Annotated in this window: 23 protein-coding genes and 4 pseudogenes; 14 read left to right on the top strand and 13 right to left on the bottom strand. The window is 56.9% G+C overall.

Annotation, left to right across the window (positions count from 1 at the left end; genetic code table 11):
• Window positions 1-3: 3 nt before the first annotated feature.
• From G6N80_RS04640 to ku (G6N80_RS04630), 3 genes are all read right to left on the bottom strand, one after another.
• Window positions 4-405: a DUF2177 family protein gene (locus G6N80_RS04640; protein WP_165131658.1), complete on the bottom strand. Its 402-nt coding sequence runs from the start codon at window positions 403-405 to the stop codon at window positions 4-6.
• Between the two features lie 193 nt (window positions 406-598).
• The gene (gene ku / locus G6N80_RS04635; protein WP_165131655.1) at window positions 599-1,414 is read right to left on the bottom strand and encodes a non-homologous end joining protein Ku; all 816 of its coding nucleotides are present in this window, start codon (window positions 1,412-1,414) and stop codon (window positions 599-601) included.
• Window positions 1,415-1,427: 13 nt separating this feature from the next.
• A complete protein-coding gene (gene ku / locus G6N80_RS04630; protein ID WP_165131652.1) occupies window positions 1,428-2,333 on the bottom strand; it encodes a non-homologous end joining protein Ku in 906 nt (301 codons plus the stop codon).
• A gap of 200 nt (window positions 2,334-2,533) precedes the next feature.
• On the opposite strand from ku (G6N80_RS04630), the gene G6N80_RS04625 reads away from it, so the two are divergent.
• From G6N80_RS04625 to G6N80_RS04610, 4 genes and pseudogenes are all read left to right on the top strand, one after another.
• On the top strand, window positions 2,534-2,713 hold the full coding sequence (locus G6N80_RS04625) for a hypothetical protein (RefSeq protein WP_062553798.1): 180 nt from the start codon (window positions 2,534-2,536) through the stop codon (window positions 2,711-2,713).
• Window positions 2,710-3,510, top strand: coding sequence for an exodeoxyribonuclease III (gene xth / locus G6N80_RS04620; RefSeq protein WP_165131649.1), 801 nt, complete (start codon window positions 2,710-2,712; stop codon window positions 3,508-3,510). The genes G6N80_RS04625 and xth overlap by 4 nt, the downstream gene beginning before the upstream one ends.
• Complete coding sequence (locus G6N80_RS04615; protein WP_210300919.1) at window positions 3,507-3,722, top strand: hypothetical protein; 216 nt, start codon at window positions 3,507-3,509, stop codon at window positions 3,720-3,722. The genes xth and G6N80_RS04615 overlap by 4 nt, the downstream gene beginning before the upstream one ends.
• A gap of 177 nt (window positions 3,723-3,899) precedes the next feature.
• A pseudogene (locus G6N80_RS04610) lies at window positions 3,900-4,319 on the top strand (LysR substrate-binding domain-containing protein); the annotation flags it as partial.
• Between the two features lie 12 nt (window positions 4,320-4,331).
• Here G6N80_RS04610 and G6N80_RS04605 read toward each other — a convergent pair.
• A complete protein-coding gene (locus G6N80_RS04605; protein ID WP_165132359.1) occupies window positions 4,332-5,234 on the bottom strand; it encodes an AraC family transcriptional regulator in 903 nt (300 codons plus the stop codon).
• 97 nt (window positions 5,235-5,331) lie between these two features.
• Here G6N80_RS04605 and G6N80_RS04600 point away from each other — a divergent pair, with 97 nt between their 5' ends.
• The 3 genes and pseudogenes from G6N80_RS04600 to G6N80_RS04590 all read left to right on the top strand — a co-directional run bounded on the left by G6N80_RS04600 (window position 5,332) and on the right by G6N80_RS04590 (window position 7,965).
• A complete protein-coding gene (locus G6N80_RS04600; protein WP_165131646.1) occupies window positions 5,332-6,090 on the top strand; it encodes an SDR family oxidoreductase in 759 nt (252 codons plus the stop codon).
• 38 nt (window positions 6,091-6,128) lie between these two features.
• Window positions 6,129-7,073, top strand: a complete 945-nt coding sequence (locus G6N80_RS04595; RefSeq protein WP_165131644.1) for an alpha/beta hydrolase family protein — start codon at window positions 6,129-6,131, stop codon at window positions 7,071-7,073.
• A gap of 584 nt (window positions 7,074-7,657) precedes the next feature.
• Window positions 7,658-7,965 (top strand): annotated as a pseudogene (locus tag G6N80_RS04590) (DUF736 domain-containing protein).
• A 45-nt stretch (window positions 7,966-8,010) separates the two neighbouring features.
• On the opposite strand, the gene G6N80_RS04585 reads toward G6N80_RS04590, so the two are convergent.
• Together G6N80_RS04585 and G6N80_RS23310 are read right to left on the bottom strand one after the other, a co-directional pair.
• Window positions 8,011-8,205 carry a hypothetical protein gene (locus G6N80_RS04585; protein ID WP_062553804.1) on the bottom strand — a complete coding sequence of 65 codons (195 nt, stop codon included), beginning with the start codon at window positions 8,203-8,205 and terminating at the stop codon, window positions 8,011-8,013.
• A gap of 350 nt (window positions 8,206-8,555) precedes the next feature.
• Window positions 8,556-8,756, bottom strand: a complete 201-nt coding sequence (locus G6N80_RS23310; protein WP_062553806.1) for a hypothetical protein — start codon at window positions 8,754-8,756, stop codon at window positions 8,556-8,558.
• Between the two features lie 336 nt (window positions 8,757-9,092).
• Here G6N80_RS23310 and G6N80_RS04575 point away from each other — a divergent pair, with 336 nt between their 5' ends.
• The 3 genes from G6N80_RS04575 (at window position 9,093) to G6N80_RS04565 (ending at window position 12,099) form a co-directional block, all read left to right on the top strand.
• Window positions 9,093-9,347 carry a PAS domain-containing protein gene (locus tag G6N80_RS04575; protein WP_165131642.1) on the top strand — a complete coding sequence of 85 codons (255 nt, stop codon included), beginning with the start codon at window positions 9,093-9,095 and terminating at the stop codon, window positions 9,345-9,347.
• A 36-nt stretch (window positions 9,348-9,383) separates the two neighbouring features.
• A protein-coding gene (locus G6N80_RS04570) for an IS3 family transposase (RefSeq protein ID WP_165131640.1) occupies window positions 9,384-10,597 on the top strand; the annotation gives its coding sequence in 2 pieces (ribosomal slippage) (window positions 9,384-9,720 and window positions 9,720-10,597; 1,215 coding nt in all).
• 5 nt (window positions 10,598-10,602) lie between these two features.
• On the top strand, window positions 10,603-12,099 hold the full coding sequence (locus G6N80_RS04565; RefSeq protein ID WP_165131638.1) for a methyl-accepting chemotaxis protein: 1,497 nt from the start codon (window positions 10,603-10,605) through the stop codon (window positions 12,097-12,099).
• Between the two features lie 24 nt (window positions 12,100-12,123).
• On the opposite strand, the gene G6N80_RS04560 is transcribed toward G6N80_RS04565, so the two are convergent.
• Window positions 12,124-13,386, bottom strand: coding sequence for a DUF2254 domain-containing protein (locus tag G6N80_RS04560; protein ID WP_062553808.1), 1,263 nt, complete (start codon window positions 13,384-13,386; stop codon window positions 12,124-12,126).
• A gap of 71 nt (window positions 13,387-13,457) precedes the next feature.
• Window positions 13,458-15,440: a BCCT family transporter gene (locus G6N80_RS04555; protein ID WP_165131636.1), complete on the bottom strand. Its 1,983-nt coding sequence runs from the start codon at window positions 15,438-15,440 to the stop codon at window positions 13,458-13,460.
• 292 nt (window positions 15,441-15,732) lie between these two features.
• Between G6N80_RS04555 and G6N80_RS04550 the strand changes: the two genes are divergently transcribed.
• The 4 genes and pseudogenes from G6N80_RS04550 (at window position 15,733) to nhaA (ending at window position 18,989) form a co-directional block, all read left to right on the top strand.
• Entirely contained in the window at window positions 15,733-16,233 is a 501-nt protein-coding gene (locus G6N80_RS04550) for a hypothetical protein (RefSeq protein WP_165131634.1), read from the top strand.
• A gap of 21 nt (window positions 16,234-16,254) precedes the next feature.
• A pseudogene (locus G6N80_RS04545) lies at window positions 16,255-17,229 on the top strand (IS3 family transposase).
• A 55-nt stretch (window positions 17,230-17,284) separates the two neighbouring features.
• Window positions 17,285-17,602, top strand: a pseudogene (locus tag G6N80_RS04540) (potassium channel family protein); the annotation flags it as partial.
• Between the two features lie 172 nt (window positions 17,603-17,774).
• Window positions 17,775-18,989, top strand: coding sequence for a Na+/H+ antiporter NhaA (gene nhaA / locus G6N80_RS04535; protein WP_183898032.1), 1,215 nt, complete (start codon window positions 17,775-17,777; stop codon window positions 18,987-18,989).
• A gap of 295 nt (window positions 18,990-19,284) precedes the next feature.
• Here nhaA and G6N80_RS04530 read toward each other — a convergent pair whose 3' ends face one another.
• The 5 genes from G6N80_RS04530 to G6N80_RS04510 all read right to left on the bottom strand — a co-directional run bounded on the left by G6N80_RS04530 (window position 19,285) and on the right by G6N80_RS04510 (window position 24,866).
• A complete protein-coding gene (locus tag G6N80_RS04530) occupies window positions 19,285-20,388 on the bottom strand; it encodes an FAD-dependent oxidoreductase (RefSeq protein WP_165131632.1) in 1,104 nt (367 codons plus the stop codon).
• Window positions 20,381-21,052, bottom strand: a complete 672-nt coding sequence (locus G6N80_RS04525; RefSeq protein ID WP_165132353.1) for an ATP-binding cassette domain-containing protein — start codon at window positions 21,050-21,052, stop codon at window positions 20,381-20,383. The genes G6N80_RS04530 and G6N80_RS04525 overlap by 8 nt, the downstream gene beginning before the upstream one ends.
• Window positions 21,053-21,054: 2 nt before the next feature.
• Window positions 21,055-22,740, bottom strand: a complete 1,686-nt coding sequence (locus G6N80_RS04520; protein ID WP_165131629.1) for an ABC transporter permease — start codon at window positions 22,738-22,740, stop codon at window positions 21,055-21,057.
• 42 nt (window positions 22,741-22,782) lie between these two features.
• The gene (locus G6N80_RS04515; RefSeq protein ID WP_062553813.1) at window positions 22,783-24,012 is read right to left on the bottom strand and encodes an ABC transporter substrate-binding protein; all 1,230 of its coding nucleotides are present in this window, start codon (window positions 24,010-24,012) and stop codon (window positions 22,783-22,785) included.
• Window positions 24,013-24,104: 92 nt separating this feature from the next.
• Window positions 24,105-24,866 (bottom strand): TVP38/TMEM64 family protein, encoded by a 762-nt coding sequence (locus tag G6N80_RS04510; protein WP_062553823.1) that lies wholly within the window; start codon window positions 24,864-24,866, stop codon window positions 24,105-24,107.
• Between the last annotated feature and the right edge of the window lie 3 nt (window positions 24,867-24,869).

Below are 24,869 nucleotides of genomic sequence, written 5' to 3'. Positions count from 1 at the left end.
CGGCTAACCGAACTGACGCACAGCAGCATGGCCGCATGCGCTCGCGGCGGCGGTCAGGGCCGTGCCCCAGGCCAGATCAATGATCGTCAGCGCGACAGGCCATCCTTTCAGGGTCGACAGGTTCGTCATGTCGTAGGTCCCATAGGCAGCCAGACCTAAAATGGCTCCATAGCCAATACTGGTCCATATTGAGCCGGCCTCAATGCCGGGACGGACCGCGAGGATCACAATGGCGACCGCGAAGAACAGGTAGAATAGCGCAGCGACCACAAAATTCGGTGAGGGCAGCATCATGTCCCCGAGTTGTTCGCGATAAAAATTCTTGGCAACGACACCAAGCCAGATTGCATCGATGAGCAGAAATGAAATCAGCGTTCCGGCGTAGGCGATACCAAGGGTCTTCATCCGTTAGGTCCTTGTCTGATGAGCTCTGCCCGGATGAACACGGTTGCCGCCACCTTGTTCCGGGGCGGCAACCGTGAAGGATGCAACGAAAGCCGCTTCGTCGGCGCATGCTGTTAGCCATGCGGACGTTATGAGCCGTCCGTGATGGCAATCTGGCAGTTATTGAAAAAAGGACGCCTGCCTCGTCGATATCTCAAACAGCCTTCCGCTTATTCAGTTCGGCAGAAACAGATTTGCGCAGTGCATCCATGATGTTCACCACGTTGGTTTTCGGTCCGACCTCTTGCGCTTTTCTGCTCTTTGTCGCCTTCTTCGGCTTGAGCGCCTTCTTCTTCTCCTCAATAAGCTTCAGGAGGCTCTCCTGGATCGGATCACTGACCATGTCGGGTGACCAGCGCTTTGTCTTCTGCTTGATCAGTTCCTGGACGAGAGGAATGAGATCAGGATCGACCTCGTCGTCGATATCTTCGAAATAGTTTTCTTCCGGCCGCACTTCGTCGCCGAAACGCAGGGACCAGAGTACGATTCCGTCGTCCCGGGGTTCGAGAACCACCGCCTTCTCGCGACGACCGATGACGAGCTTCGAAATCCCGACGACCTTGTCCGCCTTCATCGCGTCGCGGATCACGGCGAATGCTTCATTTCCAACCGCATCGTCGGGCATCAGGTAGTGCGGCTTTTCCAGGTAGACCCACTCGATGCTGTCGGCGGGCGCAAACTTCGCAATGTCGATAGTCTTCACCGTATCGAGGGCGACGTTATCGAGGTCGTCTTCGGTCAGGATGACATAGTCGTTCTCAATGCGAGCATATCCCTTTGCCTCGTTTTCATCCTTCACCGGCTTGCCCGTGATGGAGTCGATGTACTGGGAAACGACACGGTTGCCGGTATCCTTGTTGAGGGTGTGGAACCGAACCTTCTCCGATTCCGATGTCGCGGGGGTCATGTTCACGGGGCAGGTGACGAGGGAGAGCTTGAGGTATCCCTTCCAGTACGGACGCAAAGCCATGGCAACCTCCCCCTCAAGCCGACTTGCGCTGCGAGGCCGCCTTGGAAGCGGCGGACTTCGCCGCAGCTCCGCGCGAGGCGCTCTTAAGGCCTACGCCTTTGTTGGCATTGGCCGCAGTGCGTTTCGGTTTTTCGTCGGTCGCCTTCATCATGCCAGCGCTCTCCCGTAGGGCGGCAAGCAGGTCGTTCGGCTTGGAAACCTCGACTTTTTTGCGCTTTGGTATCGACTTGCCCTCGATCTTGGCCTTGACGAGTTCTTCCAGCGCGGCCTCGTATCGATCATCAAAGCTGGCGGGATCGAAGTCACCCTTCTTGGTCGAAATGATGTGCTTCGCCAGATCGAGCATCTCACCCTCGATCTTGATCTTCGGCATCTCCTCGAATGCCTTTTTCGACGAGCGGACCTCGTAGTCGTAATTGAGGGTGGTGGCGATCAGGCCCTTTCCGTGCGGGCGGATCAAGACCGTTCGCATCCGCCGGAACAGCACCGTCCTGGCGATTGCCGCGACCTTCGACTTGCGCATCCCGTCGCGCAGTGCCGCGAAGGCTTCGGATCCGAGTTTGTCAGGGGTCAGGTAGTAGGGCTTGTCGAAGTAGACATCATCGACATCAGAGCACGGGATGAACGCCTCGATCTCAAGCGTCTTGTTGCTTTCGGGGATTGTCGCGGCGACCTCGTCAGGGTCGATGACGATGTACTGGCCGTTTTCAATCTCGAAGCCCTTGGTCTGCATCTCCTTTTTGACGAGCTCTCCGGTCTCGCTGTCGATGAAGACGCGGTTGACCCTGTTTCCGGTCGCCTTGTTGATGGTGTTGAAGGTGATGCGGTCCGATGTCGAAGCCGCGGTATAGAGTGCGACCCCGGCCGAGACCTCGCCAAACTTTATGAACCCTTTCCACTGGGCGCGCTGACCTGCCATCGAACTCTCCATACGAAACGCAACTTTGGCGATTCAACCGAATCAGTGAGCGAATCGTTCCGGCCCGAAAAGCGACTCTTTTTCAATGACTTGATTCAGTTCTTCGATGCAACCTGGGGAGCAGGATCAAGCTGCTAGAATCGATGCATCTTTTCGTAGCCTCGCGAGTTATTGACGTATCGCAACTGCAGGAGAGTCCCATGAGCAAGCGTGAGCTCATCGATACCGGTACCGACAAACGCTACGTCCGCCGAGACGAAGAGGGCAAGTTCAAGGAGTCCGTCGATGTCGGCCGTTCCCTGTCCGCCGACAAGCGTCATGACGCGAAGCACGATGCCAAGCCGGGTGAGGGCGACAAGGGCGATCACAAGCGCAAGTGAAGATCGCGACCTATAACGTCAATGGCGTAAACGGTCGCCTCGATCTTCTGCTTCGGTGGCTGCACGAGGCGGAGCCGGATGCGGTCATCCTCCAGGAGCTGAAGGCACCCGACGCCAACTTCCCTGCGAAGGCCATTGCCGCCGCTGGTTATGGCGCTGTCTGGCATGGCCAGAAATCCTGGAACGGAGTTGCCATCCTCGCGCGCGGGCAGAAGCCGCACCTGACGCGCAAGGGCCTGCCGGGAGAGCCGGAGGATGAGCAGAGCCGGTATGTCGAGGCCATCGTCGATGGGGTGGTGATCGGTGGCCTCTATCTGCCAAACGGCAACCCCTATCCTGGCCCAAAGTTCGACTACAAGCTGCGCTGGTTTCAGCGCCTGCAAGCCTATGCCGCCGAATTGCTGGAGCTTGAAGTGCCGGTCGTGCTGGTCGGTGACTACAATGTCATGCCGACCGAGCTCGACGTCTACAAGCCCGAGCGTTGGACGAACGATGCACTGTTTCGCGTCGAAGTGCGTGAAGCGTTTCGCGATCTGGTCGGCCAGGGCTGGACGGATGCGTTGCGCGAACTTCATCCCGGTGAGCGCATCTACACGTTCTGGGATTATTTCCGAAACGCCTACGCGCGCGACGCCGGACTAAGGCTAGATCACTTTTTGCTCAGCCCCGACCTCGCTGCACGCTTGAGAAAAGCAGAAGTCGACAAACACGTGCGCGGCTGGGAGCACACCAGCGATCATGCGCCCGTCTGGATCGAGCTATCCGAAAAACCGAGCAAAAAGAGGAAATTGAAATGATTGACTGGCGCCAAGAGTTTCAAAGCGGTCTTGCGAACCTGGTTGATCGGGCGGTTGTCTCCGGCGCGCGACAGGCTGATGTTTTTCAGGCCGCGATCGAGCAGATCGAGCGCCTCCAGGTTGCCAATGATCGTGATCCGGACCCAGCGGATGACGCATTGGAAGGCGAAATAGAGGAACCGGCAAATGACTGGCCGGCCGCAGGTTCTTAAGGGCTTGGACGGACTTCACACCCGCGAGTGCATTCGTCCAATAGGCTCCTTGAAAATCGCTAGTCGAGCAGGCTCTTTCGTTCGAGGCGTCAAACTTCCTCACATCCCCCCGCATGCGTCCCTGCCACCGCGCAACGAACGTCTTGGTGTCCTCCGCATCGAGATGTGCACTCAGTGCTGCCTGGTCGGTCCAGCGTTCCGCGTTCAGCAGCCGTTCCACGACCCGCCGACGGTCAGTCGGTTCCGGGCGTTGTTCGGGGAGGGACAGGTCCGGAGACCTGGAATATTATGACCTCCGAAGGATCTGCTGAGATCAGGGTAGATTCGGTTCTCTTCCTGTCGTCCCTCATCATGGTGCGGGATGCGGTGAGGGCAGGCGTCGGGGCCGCACGCCTGCCGATTTCGCTTGTGAGCCACGATATCGCTGATGGGACATTGCAGCACTGGGGCGACATCGAGGGATCCGAAATCGCGCTCTGCGCGCTTTACCCGTCGCGGCGTCTCCTGAGCGCGCGGGTCTCTGCCTTCCTCGACTTCCTCAAGCAGGCTTTTCCAAAGGGAACGCCCGAAGAGCTGGCCGCCTATATAGGCGAGTAAGGATCGGACGCTTTAAGCCGCAGCAGCAACTGCGCGCGAATAGGCGCCAGGCGGCATTCCTACATGCCGATTGAAGGCGACGCTGAAGGCGCTTGTCGATCCGTAGCCGACGCGCTCCGCGATCTCGGCCATTGCAACATCCTCGCGGAGATACTCTTTCGCGAGCGCCATGCGCCATCCGGTCGCATACTCCATCGGCGCAACCCCTACTTCCTTGCGAAAACGATCGAAGAAAGTCGAACGAGACATGGCAGCCTCCTGGGCAAGCGTCTCCACCGTCATGCTGCGACCCGGATCTGCGTGGATGCGTCGCAGGATCGGCGCCAGCAGCGGATCGGCCATGCCTCGCAGGAGGCCCGGCGGCGCCTTGGCATTGGCTGCTGATCGTAGCGCATCGATGAACAACACTTCAAGCAGCCGATGAAGCACCATCTCACGCGCGACCCGGTCAGCTCGCGTCTCCTCGTTTATCATCTGGACCAGGGCCATCAGTCGCCCTTCACCATGGATATGGATGACCTCCGGCAGCAGCGATACGAGAAGGGCCTTGTCATCCGAGCCGAATGCACAGTGCCCGACCAGTGCCTTGATCTCTGCCGGTGCTTCCGGATCGCCCAGCCGAAAGACGCCGGGGCTGGTCTCCAGACGTTGGGCAAGTGCGCCGCGTGGCGGCGGCTCCATGCTGCTCATCGTGAATGAGAAGATCTTCGGGACCAGGACGAAGTCACCCGCAGTGAGCACCATTGGGTCACGACCGGCGATCGTCATCAGGCAACGGCCTTCGACGACGGCGCAGTAGAAAGGGCTCCCGAGCTCCGTACGCTCAACCAGCCACCGACCGCCGCCCGTTACCAGCTTCGAGATCGAAGGGCTCGGCTTCAACAAGGAAACAACTTCGGCGACCGGATCAGTCATCATTCGGACTTACGCTAAACATACTCGGACATACGCATATAGCAGGTCCGAGTGATTAGGTCCATCTTTAGCCTAGTTAAATGTCAGGAGACGGAACATGCCAAAGATCCTCATCACCGGTTGCTCATCCGGGTTCGGCCTCGCCATCGCACAGAAATTCTTGGGCGGCGGGTGGGACGTCGTCGCGACCATGCGCACGCCGCGAAACGACCTTCTTCCGTCGAACGACCGGCTCGAAATCCTGCCGCTCGATATCACGAATCCGGATAGCATCGCGAAGGCGGTCGAAACCGCCGGCCCGATCGATGTGCTGGTCAACAATGCCGGCGTCGGCATGCTCAATGTGCTGGAAGGCACAGAGATGGCGAAAATCCGCGAACTGTTCGAGACAAACGTCTTCGGCGCGATCGCGATGACAAAAGCTGTTCTCCCGCAGATGCGGGCCCGTCGCTCAGGCGTCATCGTCAATGTCAGCTCCGCCGTCACGATAAGGCCGCTCCCAGCACTTGCGGTTTACAGCGCCAGCAAGGCGGCCCTCAACGCATTCACGGAGAGCCTCGCGCTCGAAGCGGCGATGTTTGGCATCCGTGCCAAACTTGTGTTGCCTGGCTCTGCACCGACGACCGGCTTCGGCAAAAATGCTGTCTCGCGGATGGGCATGGAAATTCCAGAGCCATATAGCGAATTCGTCCAGGATTATATGACGAAGCTTCGTTCGGGCACTGAGTTTACGACGGCCGACGCGGTTGCAGAGGCCGTCTGGCGGTCTGTGACAGAGATCGACGCGCCGATGAAGATCCCCGCCGGTGCCGACGCGGAAACCTCGTTCCGCCGAGCGAGCCATTTGCTCGCCTGAACATCACAATCCAAATCCACCTTTGAAGGTCCAGACCCATGAACAATCTGATCAATCTCGCAAAGCATATTCCCACACCTGAACCCACTCTCACCGTGGCCTACACGCCGATTCGTCTTTCGATACCGGGCCGCCAGCCGCTGGAACTGCGTCTCACCGCGCCCGCTGCGGGAGGTAACCTGCCGATCGTGCTTCTGTCACATGGCTACGGTCCCTCGAACTATATCCCGTCAAAGGACGGATACGCTCCACTTACTCAGTTCTGGGCGGAGAGAGGGTTCGTCGTGATCCAGCCCACCCATGCGAGTTCTCGCGTTGGCGGCCTGCCTGCGAATTCATCGGGCGCACCGTTCTTCTGGCGCGAACGTGTCGAGGAGATGAAGGCGATCCTTGACCAGTTGGCCGAGATTGAACGGCAGGCGCCGGTAGTCGCTGGTCGGATGGATCATGCACGCATCGGCGCAGTGGGCCATTCCTTTGGCGGCCATACGGTTGGGCTCCTGCTCGGCGCGCAGGTGAATGGTGAGGACTTTTCCGATCCAAGAATCTCGGCCGGCGTTCTCCTGACAACACCGGGACGCGGCGGCAGGGACATGACGCCTGAGAGTGCTGCGCGGTTTCCGTTCTTCGACGTCGACTTCTCGACGCTCTCGACACAGAGCCTCGTCGTTTGCGGTGATATGGACAACCCGCACTTTACGACGCGCGGCCCCGAATGGCATGCGGATGCCTTCCATGATGCGCCGGGCGCTAAAGCAATGCTGATGATGCATGGGGTCGGGCATGGCCTTGGCGGGATCGCAGCGCTCGACGCAAAGGAAACAGAGACTGAAGCACCAGATGTGCTGGAGGCAACACGACGTCTCACGCTCGCCTGGCTTCAGAGTGTGCTCGGCGCGGACGAAGGCGCTTGGCCGAGAGCGCGGCTGTCACTTGAAAACGAAGCCGCTCCGCTTGCAACGGTTACCGAGAAGCAGCCCTGACCGCTGGGTAGATCTGCGCGGTTGAAGCTACGAGGAAAATAAACCATTGGGCGCCCGTTCTTCGGCGCTCAATCCAGTCTGCTGCAACGTGTGGTGCACGGCGCCAAACTTGAGATTCCGAAGCGCGCCTAAATCTCTCCCTTTTCCAGCAGCCTCTCACGGGCCCCGGTGGAACAGTATCAGTCCCGACGGAGAACTGCGATCAGCAAGCTTTGGTATTTGACTTTAGCACTCGGTCAGGAGAGGCCGGGCGGCTCCGGCATGCAATTTCTCGGGCGCGCAGATGATGCCAGTGCCGTATCCCTTGATCCGGTAAGTTGGCACGTCCACTGCGGTCTCGATGGGACATGGCTGACCAAAGACCGCCTCGCGGTGCTCTGCTCGATCGGCATCCGCAACGGCCGGATCGTCTTCTTCCCCTGTTCGCTGAAGCGCCCATTCCTCGCGATAGCCAAGAAAGCCTCTCCCAGGCCGTCCTCCACTCCGCTTCGGTTCTTTGTATGCGGGCCGATCGTCTCCGGTCCTATCGACTGCCATCGAGGACGCGATGGATGCGGCCCGAACAGCCGAAAAGGATTATGACAATGGCAACCATCGGCTCTTTCACCGCTTCCGGCAACGGCTTCACCGGCACCATCAAGACCCTCAACTTGCATGTCAAGGCAACCATCCGCACCGTCGAGCGCACCGCCGACAAAGGCCCCGACTACCGCATCCTCGCAGGGGCAACGGAGTTCGGCGCAGCCTGGAAAAAAACCTCGAATGAAGGCCGCGACTATCTCTCGGTCAAGCTCGACGACCCGAGCTTCCCGCTCCGATCTACGCAACGCTGATCGAGGTCGAAGGCAAGGAAGGCCTTTCCCTCATCTGGTCCCGGTCAAACCCGGACTGATCCGGGATGCCCCGCGCGACAGGGCGTGGCTCTCCATGTCAGAGATCACTTGTTCAGTGCATCCTTGAGCGCCTTGGCAGGCGCGAAGGTCATTTTGTTAGAAGCCGCGATCTTCATGATGAACTTGCGACTGACATTGACTTCAGCGAGCGTGATAGACTGATCCGGGTTTGCGTCACGCTCGACAAGGTATTCAAGCCTGGACAAGCTGACCACCAGCAAACCGATTGCTGCGGTCATGGCAAAATTGGAGACAGCAATAGGTGCGCCGGTTCATTCAATCGCAAGCAAGAAACGCTTTGTTCCAAGGATCGTCATCACGGCTAGGCTCAATTGCTGAAACGCGATTGTGATGGGGATTGCTCTCAGGCTGCTAACGGCCTCCTGCCAGCAGGCAGCCAGATTATGGGCACCAAGATCAGTGCCAGCAAAATGGCAGCCAGCCTAGTAACCGAACCGACACCGCCAACGGCCAATCTTGCAGACGATGCAATACAGCCTGATAAACCGACCGATTTCATGGGCATAGGAGAGACGAGGAACTTTGTTTCTTTGGAAGAAGGTGAGGCCTCCATAACTCCTGGCAAGTATTAGTCGCGCTCAAAGCTAGGTCTCCAGCCCCTTGTGATGCCTCTGCTCATGGCGCGTTCAGCGAGGATGAGTTGACGGCGCAGATGACGCAGGTCAGCAAGCAAGGTCTCAATGGTTGCTACCGGATCTCCGTCATGATGGGCGAGAGCCAGCTCAACTTCTGACGGTTCATCTATCTCAATTCGCTCACAGGCAGACATGACTTCTCCTTCGCGCCGAGGCACGTTGCGACGATTAACGTAAGGGGCAGGCCGCTCTCATACGGCATATGTTCCTATTATGTTCTCATCATATTAGGAGTCAATGGGGCGCGTCTCCGACTTCCTCAATGCAAGCCTGAGACCTCAATGTTGATGAGCATAGATGATTAATCGTTTAATCAATTCTACTTTGGAATAAGCTTTAAAACCCAATCATTTAGAATATTGAGATAAAACAGCGCGGTACTAATTTTCGTCTATGTGTTTTGAGGTCCCTAATTCAGATTGCATTAAATAAGCAGATCTTAGATCTAGCTAGATTTATAGGAGGGTGCGATGTTATTTGCAGATGTTTTCAGTGCAGGGCGTGTTGCCGATGATGTCCGCGCTATATCGCAGTCTCTCGCCATGATCTGGTTCAATCCAGATGGTACCGTCATCTCCGCAAACGAGAATTTCTGCAACGCACTTAAATATCAACTGAGTGAGATAGTTGGGAAACATCATCGCATATTCTGTGAGGATGCAATTCGGCAATCTCCAGACTATCAGACTGAACTGCCCCCCATTTCGACCGGACAGTCGGCATAAGCAGAAAGGCTCAAGCACAGGCTTGAGGACAGGCTTATGTCTAACGAGTATCGACACGTTGAATTGCTGACCGGTGATGTCCGCCGCAGGCGCTGGACAACCGAGCAGAAGCTGACAATCATCGAGCAGAGTTTCGAACCAGGCGAGACGGTGTCTTCGGCCGCTCGCCGCCATGGCGTTGCGCCCAATCTGCTTTACCGCTGGCGCAGGCTCTTGAGTGAGGGAGGTGCTGCAGCCGTGGATTCTGACGAGCCGGTTGTCGGCAATTCGGAAGTGAAGAAGCTGGAGGATCGTGTCCGCGAGCTGGAGCGCATGCTCGGCCGCAAGACCATGGAGGTCGAAATCCTCCGGGAAGCCTTGTCCAAAGCGGACTCAAAAAAACGGATATCGCGGCCGATCTTGTTGCCGAAGGACGGTTCCCGATGAAGGCCGTCGCCGACACGCTGGGCGTATCCCGTTCCAACCTTGTCGAGCGGCTGAAAGGCCGATCAAGGCCGCGCGGGTCCTATCACAAGGCCGAGGATGCAGAGATTCTGCCCATAATCCGTAGGCTGGTGGATCAAAGGCCAACTTATGGCTATCGGCGGATCGCCGCGCTCCTCAATCGCGAGAGGCGAGCCGCCGATAAGCCTGTCGTCAACGCCAAGCGGGTTCATCGCATCATGGGCGACCACGCCATGCTGCTGGAGAAGCACACGGCCGTTCGCAAGGGCCGCCTCCACGACGGCAAAGTCATGGTCATGCGCTCGAACCTGCGCTGGTGCTCGGACGGTCTGGAGTTCACCTGCTGGAATGGTGAGGTCATTCGTCTCGCCTTCATTATCGACGCCTTCGACCGCGAGATCATCGCCTGGACGGCGGTCGCCAACGCGGGCATCTCCGGCTCTGACGTGCGCGACATGATGCTGGAGGCGGTCGAGAAGCGGTTCGCGGCAACCCGAGCCCCGCAGGCAATCGAGCATCTCTCGGACAATGGTTCTGCTTACACCGCGAGGGACACGAGGCTGTTTGCCCAGGCGCTCAATCTGACACCCTGCTTCACGCCGGTGGCCAGTCCGCAGTCAAATGGCATGTCGGAAGCCTTCGTCAAAACCCTGAAGCGGGACTATATCCGCATCGCAGCACTAACGGACGCCGAAACAGCGCTCCGGCTCATCGACGGATGGATCGACGACTACAACGAAATCCATCCCCATTCCGCGCTCAAGATGGCTTCCCCTCGGCAGTTCATCAGGGCTAAATCAAACTAGCCGACATGTCCGGTGAAACGGGGTGCACTCCACAGACTTTCTGGAGAGACCTCGCAAATGGGCAGGTAAAGAGTGGTCAGTTCAGGCGGCAGAATAAGAATGGTGAAGATGTCTGGATTGAAGCGTCGTATTGCCCGGTGTTCCACGGTGGTAAGGTCGTTCGAATTCTCAAACTGGCCTCTGACATCACGGCCACTAAAATAGCGGCTCTCCATGACAACAATCGCCTGCGTGCGATCGATCAGTCTCAGGCGATAATCGAGTTCGCCCCCGATGGGACAATCCATCATGCGAACGAGCGCTTCTTGACCGCGATGGGTTATCATGAGTCGGAGGTGATCGGACAACACCACCGTATGTTCTGCGACCCACAATATCGTGAAACTCCAGACTATGCTCAGTTCTGGAAGCGGTTGCAGGCAGGAGAGTTCATCTCGGATAACTTTGTGCGCATTGGCAAAGGTGGCAAAAGGGTCTGGATCCAAGCGGCTTATACGCCCGTTTTCAGCTCCCGTGGCGGTGTCTACGGTGTCATCAAGGTTGCCACTGATATCACGTCACGAATGGAGGCGGTCAGCCAGCTCAGCGAAAATATAGGTCGGCTCGCGAAAGGTGATCTTGCGACGCGAATGGACGCAAAGATCGATCCGGCGCTGGAACAAACTCGCGCAGATTTCAACGCAGCGGCCTCAGCGCTTGATCAGATCGTTTCAACGATCAAAGCTTCAGCCGAGCTCCTCTCGTCCAATGCAAACGTGATTCACTCTGTCTCAGACGATATTGCTAAAAACGCAGAGCATCAGGCAGCAGCAGTCGAGGAAACTGCCGCAGCCCTTGAGGAGATACGCACTACCGTCAAGGACGCCAGTAGGCGCGCGGATGATGCAAAGCAACTCGTTGCCACGACCAGGGGCGCTGCGGAGGCATCTGGCGAAATAGTGGGGCAGGCAACCCAAGCGATGGGTGAGATCGAGTCATCCTCAAAGGAAATTGCCAACATCATCGGCGTGATCGACGAGATTGCCTTCCAGACCAACCTCCTTGCTCTGAACGCGGGTGTCGAGGCAGCGCGTGCCGGTGAAGCCGGAAAGGGCTTCGCGGTCGTAGCACAGGAGGTGCGTGAGCTGGCCCAGCGATCTGCGAGCGCCGCGAAAGAGATCAAGGCCCTCATTGCCAAATCGTCCGCAGGTGTCAGCCAAGGTGTAGCTCTGGTCAATAAAACTGGCACAGCCTTGAAGCAGATCGTCGAGCAGGTGCAGCAAGTCGATGCGAATGTCGCTGCCATTGCCACGGCGAGCCAGGAGCAAAGTATCGGTATCAATGAGGTATCAGGCGCAATCAATGCGCTGGATAGTGGCTCTCAGCGGAACGCAGCTTCAATCGAAGAAGCAAATGCAGCGTCACAAAGCCTGGCGCACGAGGCATCCAAACTATTTGAATTAATCTCGCACTTCAAAGTGTCTGGCGTGGTAGAAGGCAGAGGCTCACGGCACGCTGCCTAGTGCAGCCTGCCGACGCGCAGGAGTTCACTGCGAAGGGCGAGCCATCAGTCCTGCCAGACGCCGAACGTGCTCAAGATCGTCTTCCACCATCGCCGATGCTTCAGATCGCTTAACAGCGGCTGCCGAATGTCTGCACGCTACCTTTTCAAAATTCCCGTTTTTGAAGCCGTGAAGGATGTGAAATGCCTTTTGGAGGCGTATGGAAACCTCGACATTTGCGGCTCCATCTCTGGCAATCGGCACAAAAAGATCATCACACAGCTCATCAAGGGTAACTGGCGCTACGAAAAGGCGGGGATAGCGCACATCGCGTTCTCGGCAGTGTTCGTCCCAAGTCGCAAGCATCCGGACTCCACGAGAGATGACGTCAATCGCAGTCCCCGGGTCGTTCACTGCTGGAGATAAGGCTCGCGAAGCGATCTCTGATAAAACGACGGCTCCAAAGCGAGGATCCTGATCGAAGGATCTGACGTCGCCAATCGTGAACGCATTCGCTATGCGCTCGCATACTTCTACCCTGATCTGCCCAGTTGCCCAGGCAAGCGGTGTGGTATGTGACACCAGCTTTCCGGCTATCGCAACAACAGCTATTTCGACATCGAATTCATCAGCGATCTCGGACAGCATGCCTGCATCCACATGCTGAACATATCCAACCTGTCGTTGGAAGATTGCTGTATTTGGTTTTCCAACCCGCTTGTCGTTTTCTTGCAGTCGGTTACCTCCAAGATGTGGCGTCTCCAACCAGGCTTTCAATGACTCGATCGCAGCCTGCTCAACACGTTGCGTGGTTTCTGTTACGCGCCCCAGCCGGGAAAGGTGATCGATCCAGCGCAACAGGGTTACAACGATCAGGATGATGACGCCGATCGTCACCACGAAAAGAATGACGCGTCCGCGGTCTCCGTAATATCCCGTCGTCAGTGCGATTATCCCCACGAGGCTGAACAGGAATGAGCCGACGAAGGTGGCAAGCACATTCTGAGTCGTACTATCTTCCATCACCAGTCTGGTTGCCCGCGGAGTGACATTCGTTGTGACTGCAGAATAAGCAGATACCATCGTGGTCAACGAAAACGTCGTCACCGTCAACATGCTCGAGGCGATGATGCCCAGTATCTTGTCGACAGCGTCAGCACCGATCTTGGTTGGCAGATCCTGGGGTATGTAGGGCGAAACGGCAACTGCCAGCAAAGCGGTGAAAACCCCTGCCAGTGAAAACAGTGTTGCCCTGAACCAAATGCGGCGTACGACCTGGCCGAACCACCACTGCCACTTTGACTTCATCGATGTAGGTACTCCAAAAAGGCCGTTCCCGAAATGACATCCCGTCTTCACCCGAGGTCATTTCCAGTTATTCATGCCGTATGTTCCGGGGCCGCGTGGACAAGCTGGAACTCCGGTGAATGGACCAGATGCAGGTAACGCTCGAACTGGATGAGGACGTCACTTATGATCTGATCCTGGGTCATGCCCATCAGGTCATAGCCGCTATTGCCGCTGGAAAAGAAAGTCCGTGCTTCATAGCGGTATTCCGCTTGCCCGGCCCGTATCGTTGTGAAGCTCGCGACACGATGATGTTGCGTTGTGACCCCATAAATAAAGTCACGCACGTCCGAGGCCGGAGAACGTAATGTCACCAGGCCCGGAGCGCCCCGCTCGACGACCGTTGGCCGACCTCTCGATTGGAGCTCCGCTGCGACTTTGTCTAAAGCAGGTGCGACTTTCTCATCGATGAAGCGAACGACTTCTTTTTCTGTTGTCGTTGCCAGTATCAGTGCAAGCCGACGCTGCCAGGTTTGCCCGGAGGCTGGCTCTGCCGGAACGGCACCGCGAACGTTGTGCACCTCCCTCTGCGCCAGATCTTGCCGCATGCCAAGATAGAGAGAAACGACAAGCGCCAACATGACAAAGGTAAATGGCAAAGCACTGGCAACGGTAGCGGATTGAAGTGCACCCAGTCCGCCTGCAACAAGTAGACAGGCCGCTACAATTCCCTCCATCGAGCACCAGAAGATGCGCTGTCCGGTTGTCGTCTCCGTCTCCCCGCCAGCGGCTATCGAGTCCACCACAAGTGCCCCGGAATCTGCAGAGGTGATGAAGAAGATCGAGACCAGCAGGACCGCCAAAGTTGAGGTGATGCCGGGAAGAGGCAGATACTCGAAAAAGCGAAAAAGTCCGACCGACACGTCATCGGAGATCGCAGCACCCAGCGCACCAGCAGCGGCGCCCGTATCAATGAACATCGCCGTGTTGCCGAACACTGTCATCCAGAAGAACGTGAAACCTGCAGGAATGAAGAGAACCGCGGCAATAAACTCGCGCACGGTTCTGCCGCGCGAGATCCTGGCAATGAACATGCCCACAAATGGCGACCAGGAAATCCACCAAGCCCAGTAGAACAACGTCCAGGAATCGATCCACGGGGTCGGCTCGTAGGCGTAGATATTGAATGTCCGCAGCACGATAGTGTCGAGGTAGAGACCAATGTTCTGAACAAAGTCCCTCAAGAGTTGCGTGGTCGGCCCGGCGACCAGAACAAACAGCATGAGTAGAACTGCGACGATAAGGTTCGTTTCGGAGAGAATGCGCACACCCTTATCCAAACCCGTGACTACCGAGACGGTAGCCATACCGGTGACCAGAACGATCAGAAACAGCTGGACAGTCGTGCTGATTGGTACGCCGAGCAGGTGGTTAAGCCCTGCATTTATCTGCGCCACGCCTAGTCCCAGTGAGGTCGCGATGCCGAACATGGTGCCAACAATGGCGAAAATGTCCACTGCATGTCCAATTGGACCGTTGATCTTGTTTTTGAGCAGAGGGTAGAGGCCAGAGCGAACGGTCAACGGAAGATTATAGCGATAGCCAAAATAGGCCAGAGACAGACCAACAACGGCATAAATGGCCCAGGCGTGAATGCCCCAGTGGAAAAAAGTCACTGTCATGGCTTCGCGCATGGCCGCAATGCTTTTCGGCTCGGCGGTCGGTGGCGCCATGTAATGAGTCATGGGCTCGCCGACGGCGTAAAACATCAGCCCGATGCCCATACCCGCAGCAAACAGCATTGCTATCCACGAGAGAAACCGAAAGTCTGGAACAGAGTCGTCCGGTCCTAGTTTGAGTTGTCCGTACCTGCCAAAACATAAGAGCAGCATGGCAGCCAGAAAAATGCCGACTGAAAGGAGATAGAACCAGCCGAACGTCCCGAGGATAAAGCCCTGAACGGTGCTGAACAGAGCTTCTGCCTGACCAGGCAGCACAATGCCGACAGCCACAAACAAGGTGATGATGATAACCGATCCATAGAAAACTGGTGGATTGACAATGAATGATTTCATCTACCTAAACCTCTCCTCGGACAAACACCGCGCAACTGATTTGAAATATCCACTTTGGCTCTGTCTCGGCATTCGACAAAAGATCGCCACAGATTAGACATCTTTCGCAGAGGGAAATGCGCAAGACCGGATTTGGCTCCATCCTCTTCAACCTGAAGAACGGATTGTGTTGTGCTGGCTACGTTGCCAGCCATTGATGTTGACCACGTCCGTGGTCGCCCACTATCCAGTGAGAATGACAGATACAACGCGCAGTAAGAGATCATTTCCATCCCGCCTCGCGATTTTGCAGATGAAGTTGCGGCGCATAGAGCGTGGACGAGACGCCTGGGCGCTTCGTTGGCAAGCAATTCTTGCCATCATCGACGTGAGCATCATCTCATTCTTTATATTCGGACCATTTCTGCGCAGCGGACCGTCGTATCTGATCATCGACTATATGATCGCGCTCTGGATCCTCGCGGAACTGGCTGCGCGCGCCTTTGCAACCGGATCTCTCGGCGTGTTCCTAAGGAGGCCCATGACGTGGATTGATGTCGTCATTCTCGCCACGCTGCTGTTCCCGAATGCGCTCTTCAACTTTGCATTCCTACGCGCGATGCGCCTGTGGGCGGTGAGCGAGAGCCCGCTCTTTTCCGTGATCCTCAGACGGCTTGGCTGTCATCCCTACAGGGACGTGGCGCGAGCATCACTGAATTTTCTCGTCTTCCTGTTCATGGTGACAGCGTTCAGAGCTGGCTCGGGAAATCTGAACAGCCGGGATAAGTGGAATTTCTGCCTGACTTCGGCTTAGATGCCGGCAACAGGAGAAACCATGACGAGACGACCGCGCCGGAACCATAGCCCGGCTTTCAAGGCAAAAGTGGCGCTCGCCGCCATCCGAGGCGAGCAGACGCTGGTGGAGTTGTCCCAGCAGTTTGACGTGCACGCCAACCAGATCAAACAGTGGAAAGACCAGCTCCTTGAGGGGGCGACAGGCGTTTTCGGCGATGAAACCAAGGCCGAACCGGCCGGTCCAACCGTCGATGTCAAAACGCTTTATGCCAAGATCGGCGAACTGACACTGGAGAACGATTTTTTATCCGGTGCGCTCGGCAAGGCGGGATTGCTGGGCGGAAAGAAATGATCGACCGCGAGCATAAGCTATCCGTCGTGCGCCAGGCGAAGCTGCTCGGCTTCAGCCGTGGAAGCGTCTATTATTCTCCACGTCCAATGCCTGACGGCGATCTGGCCTTGATGCGGCGGATCGACGAACTGCATCTCGACTACTCTGCGCAAGTTGGCGGTCACCCGACCCAACCAGGTGTGGGCAATGGACCTGACCTACATCCCCATGGCGCGGGGCTTTGTCTATCTCTGCGCCGTCGTCGATTGGTTCAGTCGCCGCGTGCTCTCATGGCGGCTGTCGATCACGATGGAAGCGGCCTTCTGTATCGAAGCAGTCGAGGAAGCTCTGGTCCGTTATGGCAAACCCGGCATCTTCAATACGGACCAGGGATCGCAGTTTACCTCTGTCGACTTCACGGCGGTGCTGAAGAAGGCGGAAATCGCAATCTCGATGGATGGCAAGGGTGCGTGGCGCGACAACGTTTTCGTCGAGCGGCTCTGGCGGTCGATCAAATACGAGGAGGTCTATCTCCACGCCTACAAAACAGTGGCCGAGGCTCGCGTCGGCATTGGCCGATATCTGACCTTTTACAATAGCCGACGCCCACATTCATCCCTTGACCGGCAAACACCGGATCAGGCCTACTTCAACGCGCTCGCACCAATAATGGTGGCGGCATAATCGAGGCGGAAATCCACTTAGCGAAACGCCCGAAACTGTTCAGACAAACCGAGCCACCTCTTTCGTCTATACGACATTCTTCTATCACCAGAGCGGCCTTATCGGTTTCGTTGACGCGCTGTACTTTACCGTCGCAACGATGACGACGACAGGATTTGGTGACATTACACTGCCAGGCCCCCTCGGGAAACTAACGTCAGTCGTCACGATGATTGTCGGCATCTCCCTGTTTGTCAGGCTCGCGCAGTCAATCGTCCGTCCTTACAAGGTGTCGTATCCCTGTGAGAAGTGCGGTTTGCAACGGCACGAGGTTGATGCTGTACACTGCAAGGCTTGCGGCCATTTGTTGAACATACCGAATGATAATGACTGAACCAAACAATCGCGTGATCGAGACGTTTGTTTGGGTAAATATTTCGGTTTTTGTGGAAACTTCCTCATAGGTCCACTATACTCTTGTTCTATAGCGCGTGCTGCGTGCGCTGCGGGTTCCCCCGAAATCGACGGAGACTAAGATCAACTTCCAGCAAAGGGAGCGTGAACCTGTGTCTTCGACATCAAATTCAGGTCGCATCAATTCCACACTTCGGCGGTTTCTTGAAAATGAGGCTTCAGGTGGCCTCGTGCTTATGGCAGTCGCTCTCCTGGCAATCGTAACGGCCAATTCTCCCTTGGCCGAAGACTATTTCCATATTTTACACGTGTACATCGGTCCGCTCAGTCTCCAGCACTGGATCAATGATGCCTTGATGGCAGTGTTTTTTCTGATGGTTGGCCTGGAGATCAAGCGTGAGATTCTTGACGGACAGCTTTCGACGTGGAGCCGCAGGGTGCTGCCGGGTGCCGCCGCTGCAGGCGGCATGGCGTTTCCAGCACTTTTCTATATTCTCTTGAATCGCGACAATCCGGCGGCCCTTCAAGGGTGGGCGATACCCACCGCAACCGACATCGCATTTGCCCTCGGCGTCCTTTCGTTGTTCGGATCACGGGTTCCAGCCTCACTCAAGATCTTTCTGGCAGCGCTTGCGATCATCGACGACCTCGGCGCCGTGATTGTCATTGCCCTTTTCTATACGGCAGATTTGAATCTCTTTGCGCTCATGGGGGCAGCTCTTGTCTGGGGCAATCTCTTCATATTCAACAAGATGAAGGTCAAGGTGCTGTGGCCGTACCTGGCATTGGGCGGAGTGCTCTGGGTTCTCGTCTTTGCTTCCGGCGTTCATGCTACACTGGCTGGGGTCATGCTGGCATTGACCATTCCGTTGAAGCTTACCCCCGGCACGCCAGAAGCAATGCCAGATGAATCACCGCTTCATCGCCTGGAGCATGCGCTCCACAAGCCCGTTGCATTCATCATCGTGCCGATCTTTGGCTTCGCCAATGCTGGCGTCTCGCTCTCCGGGCTGAGCTTCTCTGTGTTCGGCGAGCCTTTGACGATGGGTGTTGCCGGCGGTCTTGTCATTGGCAAACTGGTGGGTGTGCTCGGTATTGTCACACTGCTGGTCAAGCTTGGATTGGCGCAGCTTCCAGCCCAGGCGAGCTGGGGTCAGGTCGCCGGCACGGCTCTTCTTTGCGGGATCGGCTTCACGATGTCGCTGTTCATCGGGCTGCTCGCCTTCAACGATCCAGTGGTTCAGGATCACGTCAAGATCGGGATTTTGATGGGCTCACTTGTTTCAGGTGTCGCCGGCGCAGTCATCCTTACTGTTTCAAGCCGGCGTCAGTCAGACAGGCCCCAGTCCGATCAGGTCGCTGCCTGACAATTATGTGTCGCCACCATCTCAATCCTCAAATTGAAATGGTGGCGATGCTCGTCATTCGATGCAAACCCATGCGAATTTCCAACGAGGCGCCGTTCGCTTACCAGCAACCGCTTCTCTAAAGCGCATCGCGATCTTCCAGATCCGCTCCTGCCGCTTTAACTCTTTGCTTTGACGCGTGTCGTTATCGCAAAACCGCTGGACACTTTTACGCGACATGCGTTGGTGGTTCGAGACCGAAATAAGCATCCATTCGCAGCACCCTCAAAGGCAGATGCCGGAACCTTGAGAACCATTAGCGATATTTCCGCATGAAACGACTATCGATGCGATGCTTCCATTTGGCCACCCAAGATCCAAGAATCGCAAAGCCCCATTTGTCTGCAATGGCCCGCCCGTCTCCGAGCGAGATCAGCACCAGCCAAGAAGATTGCGGCCGATAGGACTTCATGCGCCTTTTAGAGAGGAAGCGCTGGATATTCCCTGCCAGGATCGGTCCCTCCTTAACAGCGAAGACACCAGCCTTGGGGCGCGGATCAGGCAGTGAAGCGACATCCCCGGCCGCGAAGACATCCGGATGCGATAGAGATTGCAAGGTAAGATCCACGCGAATAAAACCGTCTTGGTCGAGAAGAAGGCCAGTATCCCGCAAGAGAGCAGGTGCACCGCTGGACGTCGTCCAGATGACCTCATCGACGGCAAGTCGCCGTTCGTCGCGGGCAATGAGTTCACTATCCTCAACAGCCAGGACATCGAAAGCTGGAGTGTGAACAATTTTTGCGTTTCGCAATTCCCGCTCCAGCATCTTCCGGGCGCGACAACTCCGCTCTGGAACAACCTCCGCTGCTCGACCAACGAGGCTGATACTGACGCTGTGCCCTTCAAACCGGCGTTTGAGCGCGAAGGCCACCTCGATGCCGGCAACCCCTTGCCCAACGACTGAAAGTTTCGAGATCCGTCCTTCTGCGACCAAAGCATCAAGCTGCGCAAGGCGATCAGTAAAGCTCGCGATCGGCTTAACGGAGATTCCAACCGATAGACCTCCAGGCACTGATGGGACGGAGCCGATATTGATTGAGAGCAGACCGTAGCGAAGGCGTTCGCCATTCGCCAGTAAGACAAATCTGCGATCAACGTCGATCCCAGTTGCAGCGGTTTCAACAAACTCGACGCCAGAGCGTGCGCACAGGGTAGCCAGATCAATATGGAAATCGTCAAATCCGTATTCCCCGGAGATGTAGCCAGGAAGCATGCCGGAATACGGCGTCTGACGCGACGGCGACACCAGCTTGATCTGCGCACCAAGCCCTGCCTTCCCCAGCAGACGCACCACCTCGACATGGGCATGGCCACCGCCGAGAAGCAAAATGGGAGCCATCGTTTCGCTCTGCTCACCCATGGGCGGTTCCCTTCAGCCCTATGCGATAAATTCGGCCGCCAGCGGCCTGGGCATCAGCCTCGTCATGGGTGACGAGAACGACCGGAAGACCGGCGATCTTTGCACGATCGAACACCAGGGTCCGCATTTGGGCGCGCAGGTCCATATCGAGCTTGGCGAAGGGTTCATCGAGCAGTAACAGCCTGGGGCGGGAGACAAGAACACGGGCGAGCGCCACCCGCGCCTTCTGTCCGCCGGAGAGCGTGGCAGGGTCCCGGTCATCAAATCCACCGAGATCCATCTCCGCCAGCATATCTGCCGCGATCTGCTGACGCTGACGCCGGTCGGAGACACTCGCCGGGATAGCGAAAGACACGTTGCGGCCAACCGACATGTGGGGAAACAGCAGCGGGTCCTGAAACAAAATCCCGGCGCGACGTTCTTCCGGCCTAAATGCAAGAAAATCGACACCGTCAACGAACATGGCACCTCTGGCGTCGAAGACCGGATTGAGGAAGCCGCTAATGAAGGAGAGCAAGGTAGATTTTCCCGATCCCGACGGTCCCATGATGGTGAGAACCGAACCGGGCGCGACGTCGGCAGTCAGATCGATCAGCGTTACCGTGCCCAGACGGATCACAACATCTGAAAGAAAGAGACCTTTTGAAGTTGCTCGCTCCGCCATCATCAGACCTTCATCTCCTGACGATCACTGTGGAGCGCCGCCGGTATCAATGACGCGAGCGCAAAAGCCAGAAAAGGCAGCATTGTTTGCAGCAGGGCATACACTGCGATGACACGACGGTTGTTACCAGAGGCCAGTGCGACCGCCTCGGTGGTGATTGTCGCTAGCCGGCCCTCGCCAATCAGCACCGTCGGCAGATACTGCGCGACAGAGACAGAGAAGCCGACGGCCATGGCTGTCAGGATCGGACGCATCAGCATGGGCAGGCGGATCGACAGGAGCACCGAGATCCGTGACCGACCAAGAGCCGTTGCGATGATTTCGTAGCGCCGGTCGAGGGCTCGCCAGGGATCGGCCAGTGAGAGGAAAACGTAGGGCAGAACAAAGACCAGATGGACGAGAACGAGCGCTGCGAGCCTATCTCCGCTTCCAGTGCCAATGAACAGAAGCTGCAAGCCGAAAACGAAGGTAATCTGCGGCACAATCAGCGGCAGATAAAGCATCAGCAGCGATTTCTCGCCGACATTGCGTCCGGTCTGAAGCTCCCTCTCCAGGCAGCCGATTGTGAGCGCGATGGCAAGGAGCGTTGACGCGAAGCCAGTGATTAACGTCGTCACGACCGCATTTCCCAGGCTTGGCGAGGCACTCATCCAACTTCGCAATGTGAAGCTCTGTGGCAGGATATCTGGAAATCGCCAGAGACCGGCGAGCGACCAGATTGCGAGAATGGCAAGTCCAGCGAAAACAACGCCGCCGACCAGGCCAACCGCGAGGACGGAGGCGCGGCATAAAAGTCGATCCCTTTCGAACCGCCACCCTCTCTCTCGAGCGTTCCTCATCATGATCGCAGAGAGCCGCTCGAGAAAAAACCAGAGAAGTAGTGCAGCCAGCGTCACGCCCAGTTGCAGCACGGCACCGGCCGATGCGAGAAAGCGTGCATCGAGATCGGGATCATTCATCCACTGCACCAGCTGAACCGCCAATGTGCCGGGCAGGTTAGGACCGAGGATCAACGCAACATCAACGACCGAAGACGTATAGGCAATGACAGCATAGACGGCGAAACGGATCTGCCGGTACAGCGTCGGCCAGAGGAGGTAGACGAAGCCCGCGATCCTGCCGTAACCAAAGGATGCCGCCAGCCTGCGTGCAGCGCCAAGCTCCACCTGTGGCAAAGCCGCGAGCGTAACCAGCAAAAGAAACGGCGTTTCCTTGATCACGAGCCCTGCGATCATCGTAAATCCCAGTGGATCATGAGGAATAAGGACGTCCGGCGGCCTATCGATCCCCAGGAATGGAGCAGCAAGGCGAATGAGAAAACCCGAGGGGGCAAACAGAAAGGCAACGCCGAAGGCGACAGCGGCATGAGGAACCGCCAGCAGAGGCGCCAGCAGATGCTGCATGCGCGACAGCATCGGGGTTCCTGCGTGCCCTGCTATGAAAACCAGAGTTACAGCGAGAGAGATGAGGGTGGCAACAAGGCCGGTTGCCATACTCAACACGGTCGCCGTGACCAAGCCCGGTGTCGAGGCAAGATCTCGAAACGGCTGAAGGCTAAGGCCATGGTGACCGAGCGCCGGGAGATAGCCGAAGGCTGGCAGCAGCGTGCCAAGAAGCCCAAAAGTGATCGGCAGGAACAGAAGGCAAAGCGTGAGGACGACCGCACTCTTTGGCAGATATGCGATCAATATTTGTCCGAAAGAGTGATCGGCCGATTGCGCTGTCACGGCTCAATTGCCGCTGGCATAGCGTCGACGCCACTCCACCTCGATGCGATTCATCCAGGTTGTGTGTGGTTCTGCAATCACGGGGCCGAGCTTGTCCGGCGCAAGCGTTGCGGCACCGAGGTCAAGGGCTGCAAATGCCGCACGATCGGCTTCCGGTAGCTTTGATATGGCAAGAACAGTTGGATCACCCCAGTAGGTCGGATTCTGTTTGCGCAACTGCGCCTCCGGCGAAATCAAGAAATTTGCAGTCAACAATGCCCCTTCCTTCGCATTGGCATTGTAGGGAATGGCCACGAAGTGCGTATTGCCAAGTGTGCCACGGGAGAAGGTGAAGGATCGTACCGTCTCCGGCAGTTCGCCAGCCTTGATGCCGGCCGAGGCTTCAGCAGGATTGAATGCAAAAATGATATCGAGTTCACTATCGGCAAGCTTCTGCTTCATATCCGGGTAGTTCTGAGGAAAGGTCTTGCCGGAGCGCCAAGCAACCGGATGCAGTGCATCAAGGTAGGCAAAGAGCGGTGCGACGTCGCGTTCGAAGCTCGCCTCGTTCACTGGCTGTGACAGCTTGGCGGGATCATCGATCACTTCGGCAAGGACCTGCTTGAGGAAAGACGAGCCAATGAAATCCGGAGGCGCGGGATATGAAAAGCGGCCCGGATTCTTCTTCGCCCAATCGAGCAGTTGTGCCGAATTATCCGGCAGCGAGGATGCATCGGTTCGGGCGCTGTCGTAGAAGAAAACCATCTTGGCACCGCCCCAGGGGCTTTCCAATCCCTCCGTCGGCTCGGTAAAATCCGTCAAAATCGTCGGCTGGTTTTCGCTGTCAACATAGCGCCAGTTCGGCAGAGCTGTTGCCCAGCCCGGCGTAAGGAGCAGATTTTTCTGCTTCATCGAGACGAAGTTCTCACCATTGATCCAGATGAGATCGACCGAGCCCCCCTCGTTCTTGCCGGATGCCTTCTCGGCGATAACCTTGGCAACTGCGCTTGCGGTATCATCCAGTTTCACCTGCACGACGGTAACGCGGTACCGCGACTGCATCTCAGAGCTCACCCATTGAAGGTAGGCATTGATATTTTCAGACCCACCCCAGGCGTTGAAGTACACCGTCTGTCCAGATGCGGCTTGCTCGATACGATTCCAATCAGAAATGTGTGGTTCGGCTGCTGCCGCCGGAAGACTGCTTGAGGCAGCCAGAAGGCCAACCGCGAATATCGCTGCCATTGAACGCATTGTCGCTCTTCTTCCTTTTGATCAGTTCTTGACGTGTAGGCTCTGCGGATCCCGTTGGAGCGACGTCCCGATCACCATGGCAAAACACAATGTCATCGCGAATCTCCTCGCTTGCGGATCTGCCTGACGACGATGGGGATTAGGGCGACGAACGCAAGCGCCAGAAACGCGATTGTGATCTCCGGTGTCACCAGATCCGAGACCTGCGCTTGCCGGCCGCTGGCTTGCGCAGCCGCGAGTACGCTATCGACACCCTGGCCGAGATAGGCATAGGCAAAGGTGCCGGGTAAAATTCCGAAAAGCGTCGCGGTGAAAAATCGGCCAAGGCTGATATCGAACAATGCAGCGGCGATGTTGACGACGAAGAAGGGAAAGACAGGCGCAAGCCGGATAACGAAAAGATAACTGAATGCATTCGCCCTGAACCCATCGGCCAATTTGTTTGCAAAACCATCGACACGGGCGCGCAGAAAGCCCCCAAAGGCGGAGCGCGTGGCAAGGAACAGGATGGACGCGCCTATGGTGGCGCCGATGGCAACCAGCGCGCCGCCAATCAACCAGCCGAACAGGAAACCGCCGAAGATGGTCAGCACAGAGGCTGCAGGGAACGAGAAAGCAACTGCCAAGATATAGATCACGAGGAAAAGCAGCGCAGACCACAGAAGGTTCGCATCGACGTAGATGCGCAAAGCCTCCCGCTGTTGAGCGAGGAACGTGAGGCTCAGGTAGTCCTGCACACCAAAGACATACCCCAGCGTAAAGCCTGAGATGACGAAAGCCACCGGCGCATATTGCCAGAGGCGGTGACCGCTGCCGTTGCTGTTCACTTTCCCTGAAGATCGCCGTTCATCCATGAT

The organism is Rhizobium rhizoryzae, assembly GCF_011046895.1.
GTDB lineage: Bacteria > Pseudomonadota > Alphaproteobacteria > Rhizobiales > Rhizobiaceae > Neorhizobium > Neorhizobium rhizoryzae.
This window is presented reverse-complemented; position numbering and strand designations above follow the sequence as displayed.

Bases quoted from the DNA above. Each gene is read 5' to 3' on its own strand.
- G6N80_RS04640 (WP_165131658.1), bottom strand. From the start codon at position 405: ATGAAGACCCTTGGTATCGCCTACGCCGGAACGCTGATTTCATTTCTG.
- ku (WP_165131655.1), bottom strand. From the start codon at position 1,414: ATGGCTTTGCGTCCGTACTGGAAGGGATACCTCAAGCTCTCCCTCGTC.
- ku (WP_165131652.1), bottom strand. From the start codon at position 2,333: ATGGCAGGTCAGCGCGCCCAGTGGAAAGGGTTCATAAAGTTTGGCGAG.
- G6N80_RS04625 (WP_062553798.1), top strand. From the start codon at position 2,534: ATGAGCAAGCGTGAGCTCATCGATACCGGTACCGACAAACGCTACGTC.
- G6N80_RS04615 (WP_210300919.1), top strand. From the start codon at position 3,507: ATGATTGACTGGCGCCAAGAGTTTCAAAGCGGTCTTGCGAACCTGGTT.
- G6N80_RS04605 (WP_165132359.1), bottom strand. From the start codon at position 5,234: ATGACTGATCCGGTCGCCGAAGTTGTTTCCTTGTTGAAGCCGAGCCCT.
- G6N80_RS04600 (WP_165131646.1), top strand. From the start codon at position 5,332: ATGCCAAAGATCCTCATCACCGGTTGCTCATCCGGGTTCGGCCTCGCC.
- G6N80_RS04595 (WP_165131644.1), top strand. From the start codon at position 6,129: ATGAACAATCTGATCAATCTCGCAAAGCATATTCCCACACCTGAACCC.
- G6N80_RS04585 (WP_062553804.1), bottom strand. From the start codon at position 8,205: ATGACCGCAGCAATCGGTTTGCTGGTGGTCAGCTTGTCCAGGCTTGAA.
- G6N80_RS23310 (WP_062553806.1), bottom strand. From the start codon at position 8,756: ATGTCTGCCTGTGAGCGAATTGAGATAGATGAACCGTCAGAAGTTGAG.
- G6N80_RS04575 (WP_165131642.1), top strand. From the start codon at position 9,093: ATGTTATTTGCAGATGTTTTCAGTGCAGGGCGTGTTGCCGATGATGTC.
- G6N80_RS04565 (WP_165131638.1), top strand. From the start codon at position 10,603: ATGTCCGGTGAAACGGGGTGCACTCCACAGACTTTCTGGAGAGACCTC.
- G6N80_RS04560 (WP_062553808.1), bottom strand. From the start codon at position 13,386: ATGAAGTCAAAGTGGCAGTGGTGGTTCGGCCAGGTCGTACGCCGCATT.
- G6N80_RS04555 (WP_165131636.1), bottom strand. From the start codon at position 15,440: ATGAAATCATTCATTGTCAATCCACCAGTTTTCTATGGATCGGTTATC.
- G6N80_RS04550 (WP_165131634.1), top strand. From the start codon at position 15,733: ATGAAGTTGCGGCGCATAGAGCGTGGACGAGACGCCTGGGCGCTTCGT.
- G6N80_RS04530 (WP_165131632.1), bottom strand. From the start codon at position 20,388: ATGGGTGAGCAGAGCGAAACGATGGCTCCCATTTTGCTTCTCGGCGGT.
- G6N80_RS04525 (WP_165132353.1), bottom strand. From the start codon at position 21,052: ATGGCGGAGCGAGCAACTTCAAAAGGTCTCTTTCTTTCAGATGTTGTG.
- G6N80_RS04515 (WP_062553813.1), bottom strand. From the start codon at position 24,012: ATGCGTTCAATGGCAGCGATATTCGCGGTTGGCCTTCTGGCTGCCTCA.
- G6N80_RS04510 (WP_062553823.1), bottom strand. From the start codon at position 24,866: ATGGATGAACGGCGATCTTCAGGGAAAGTGAACAGCAACGGCAGCGGT.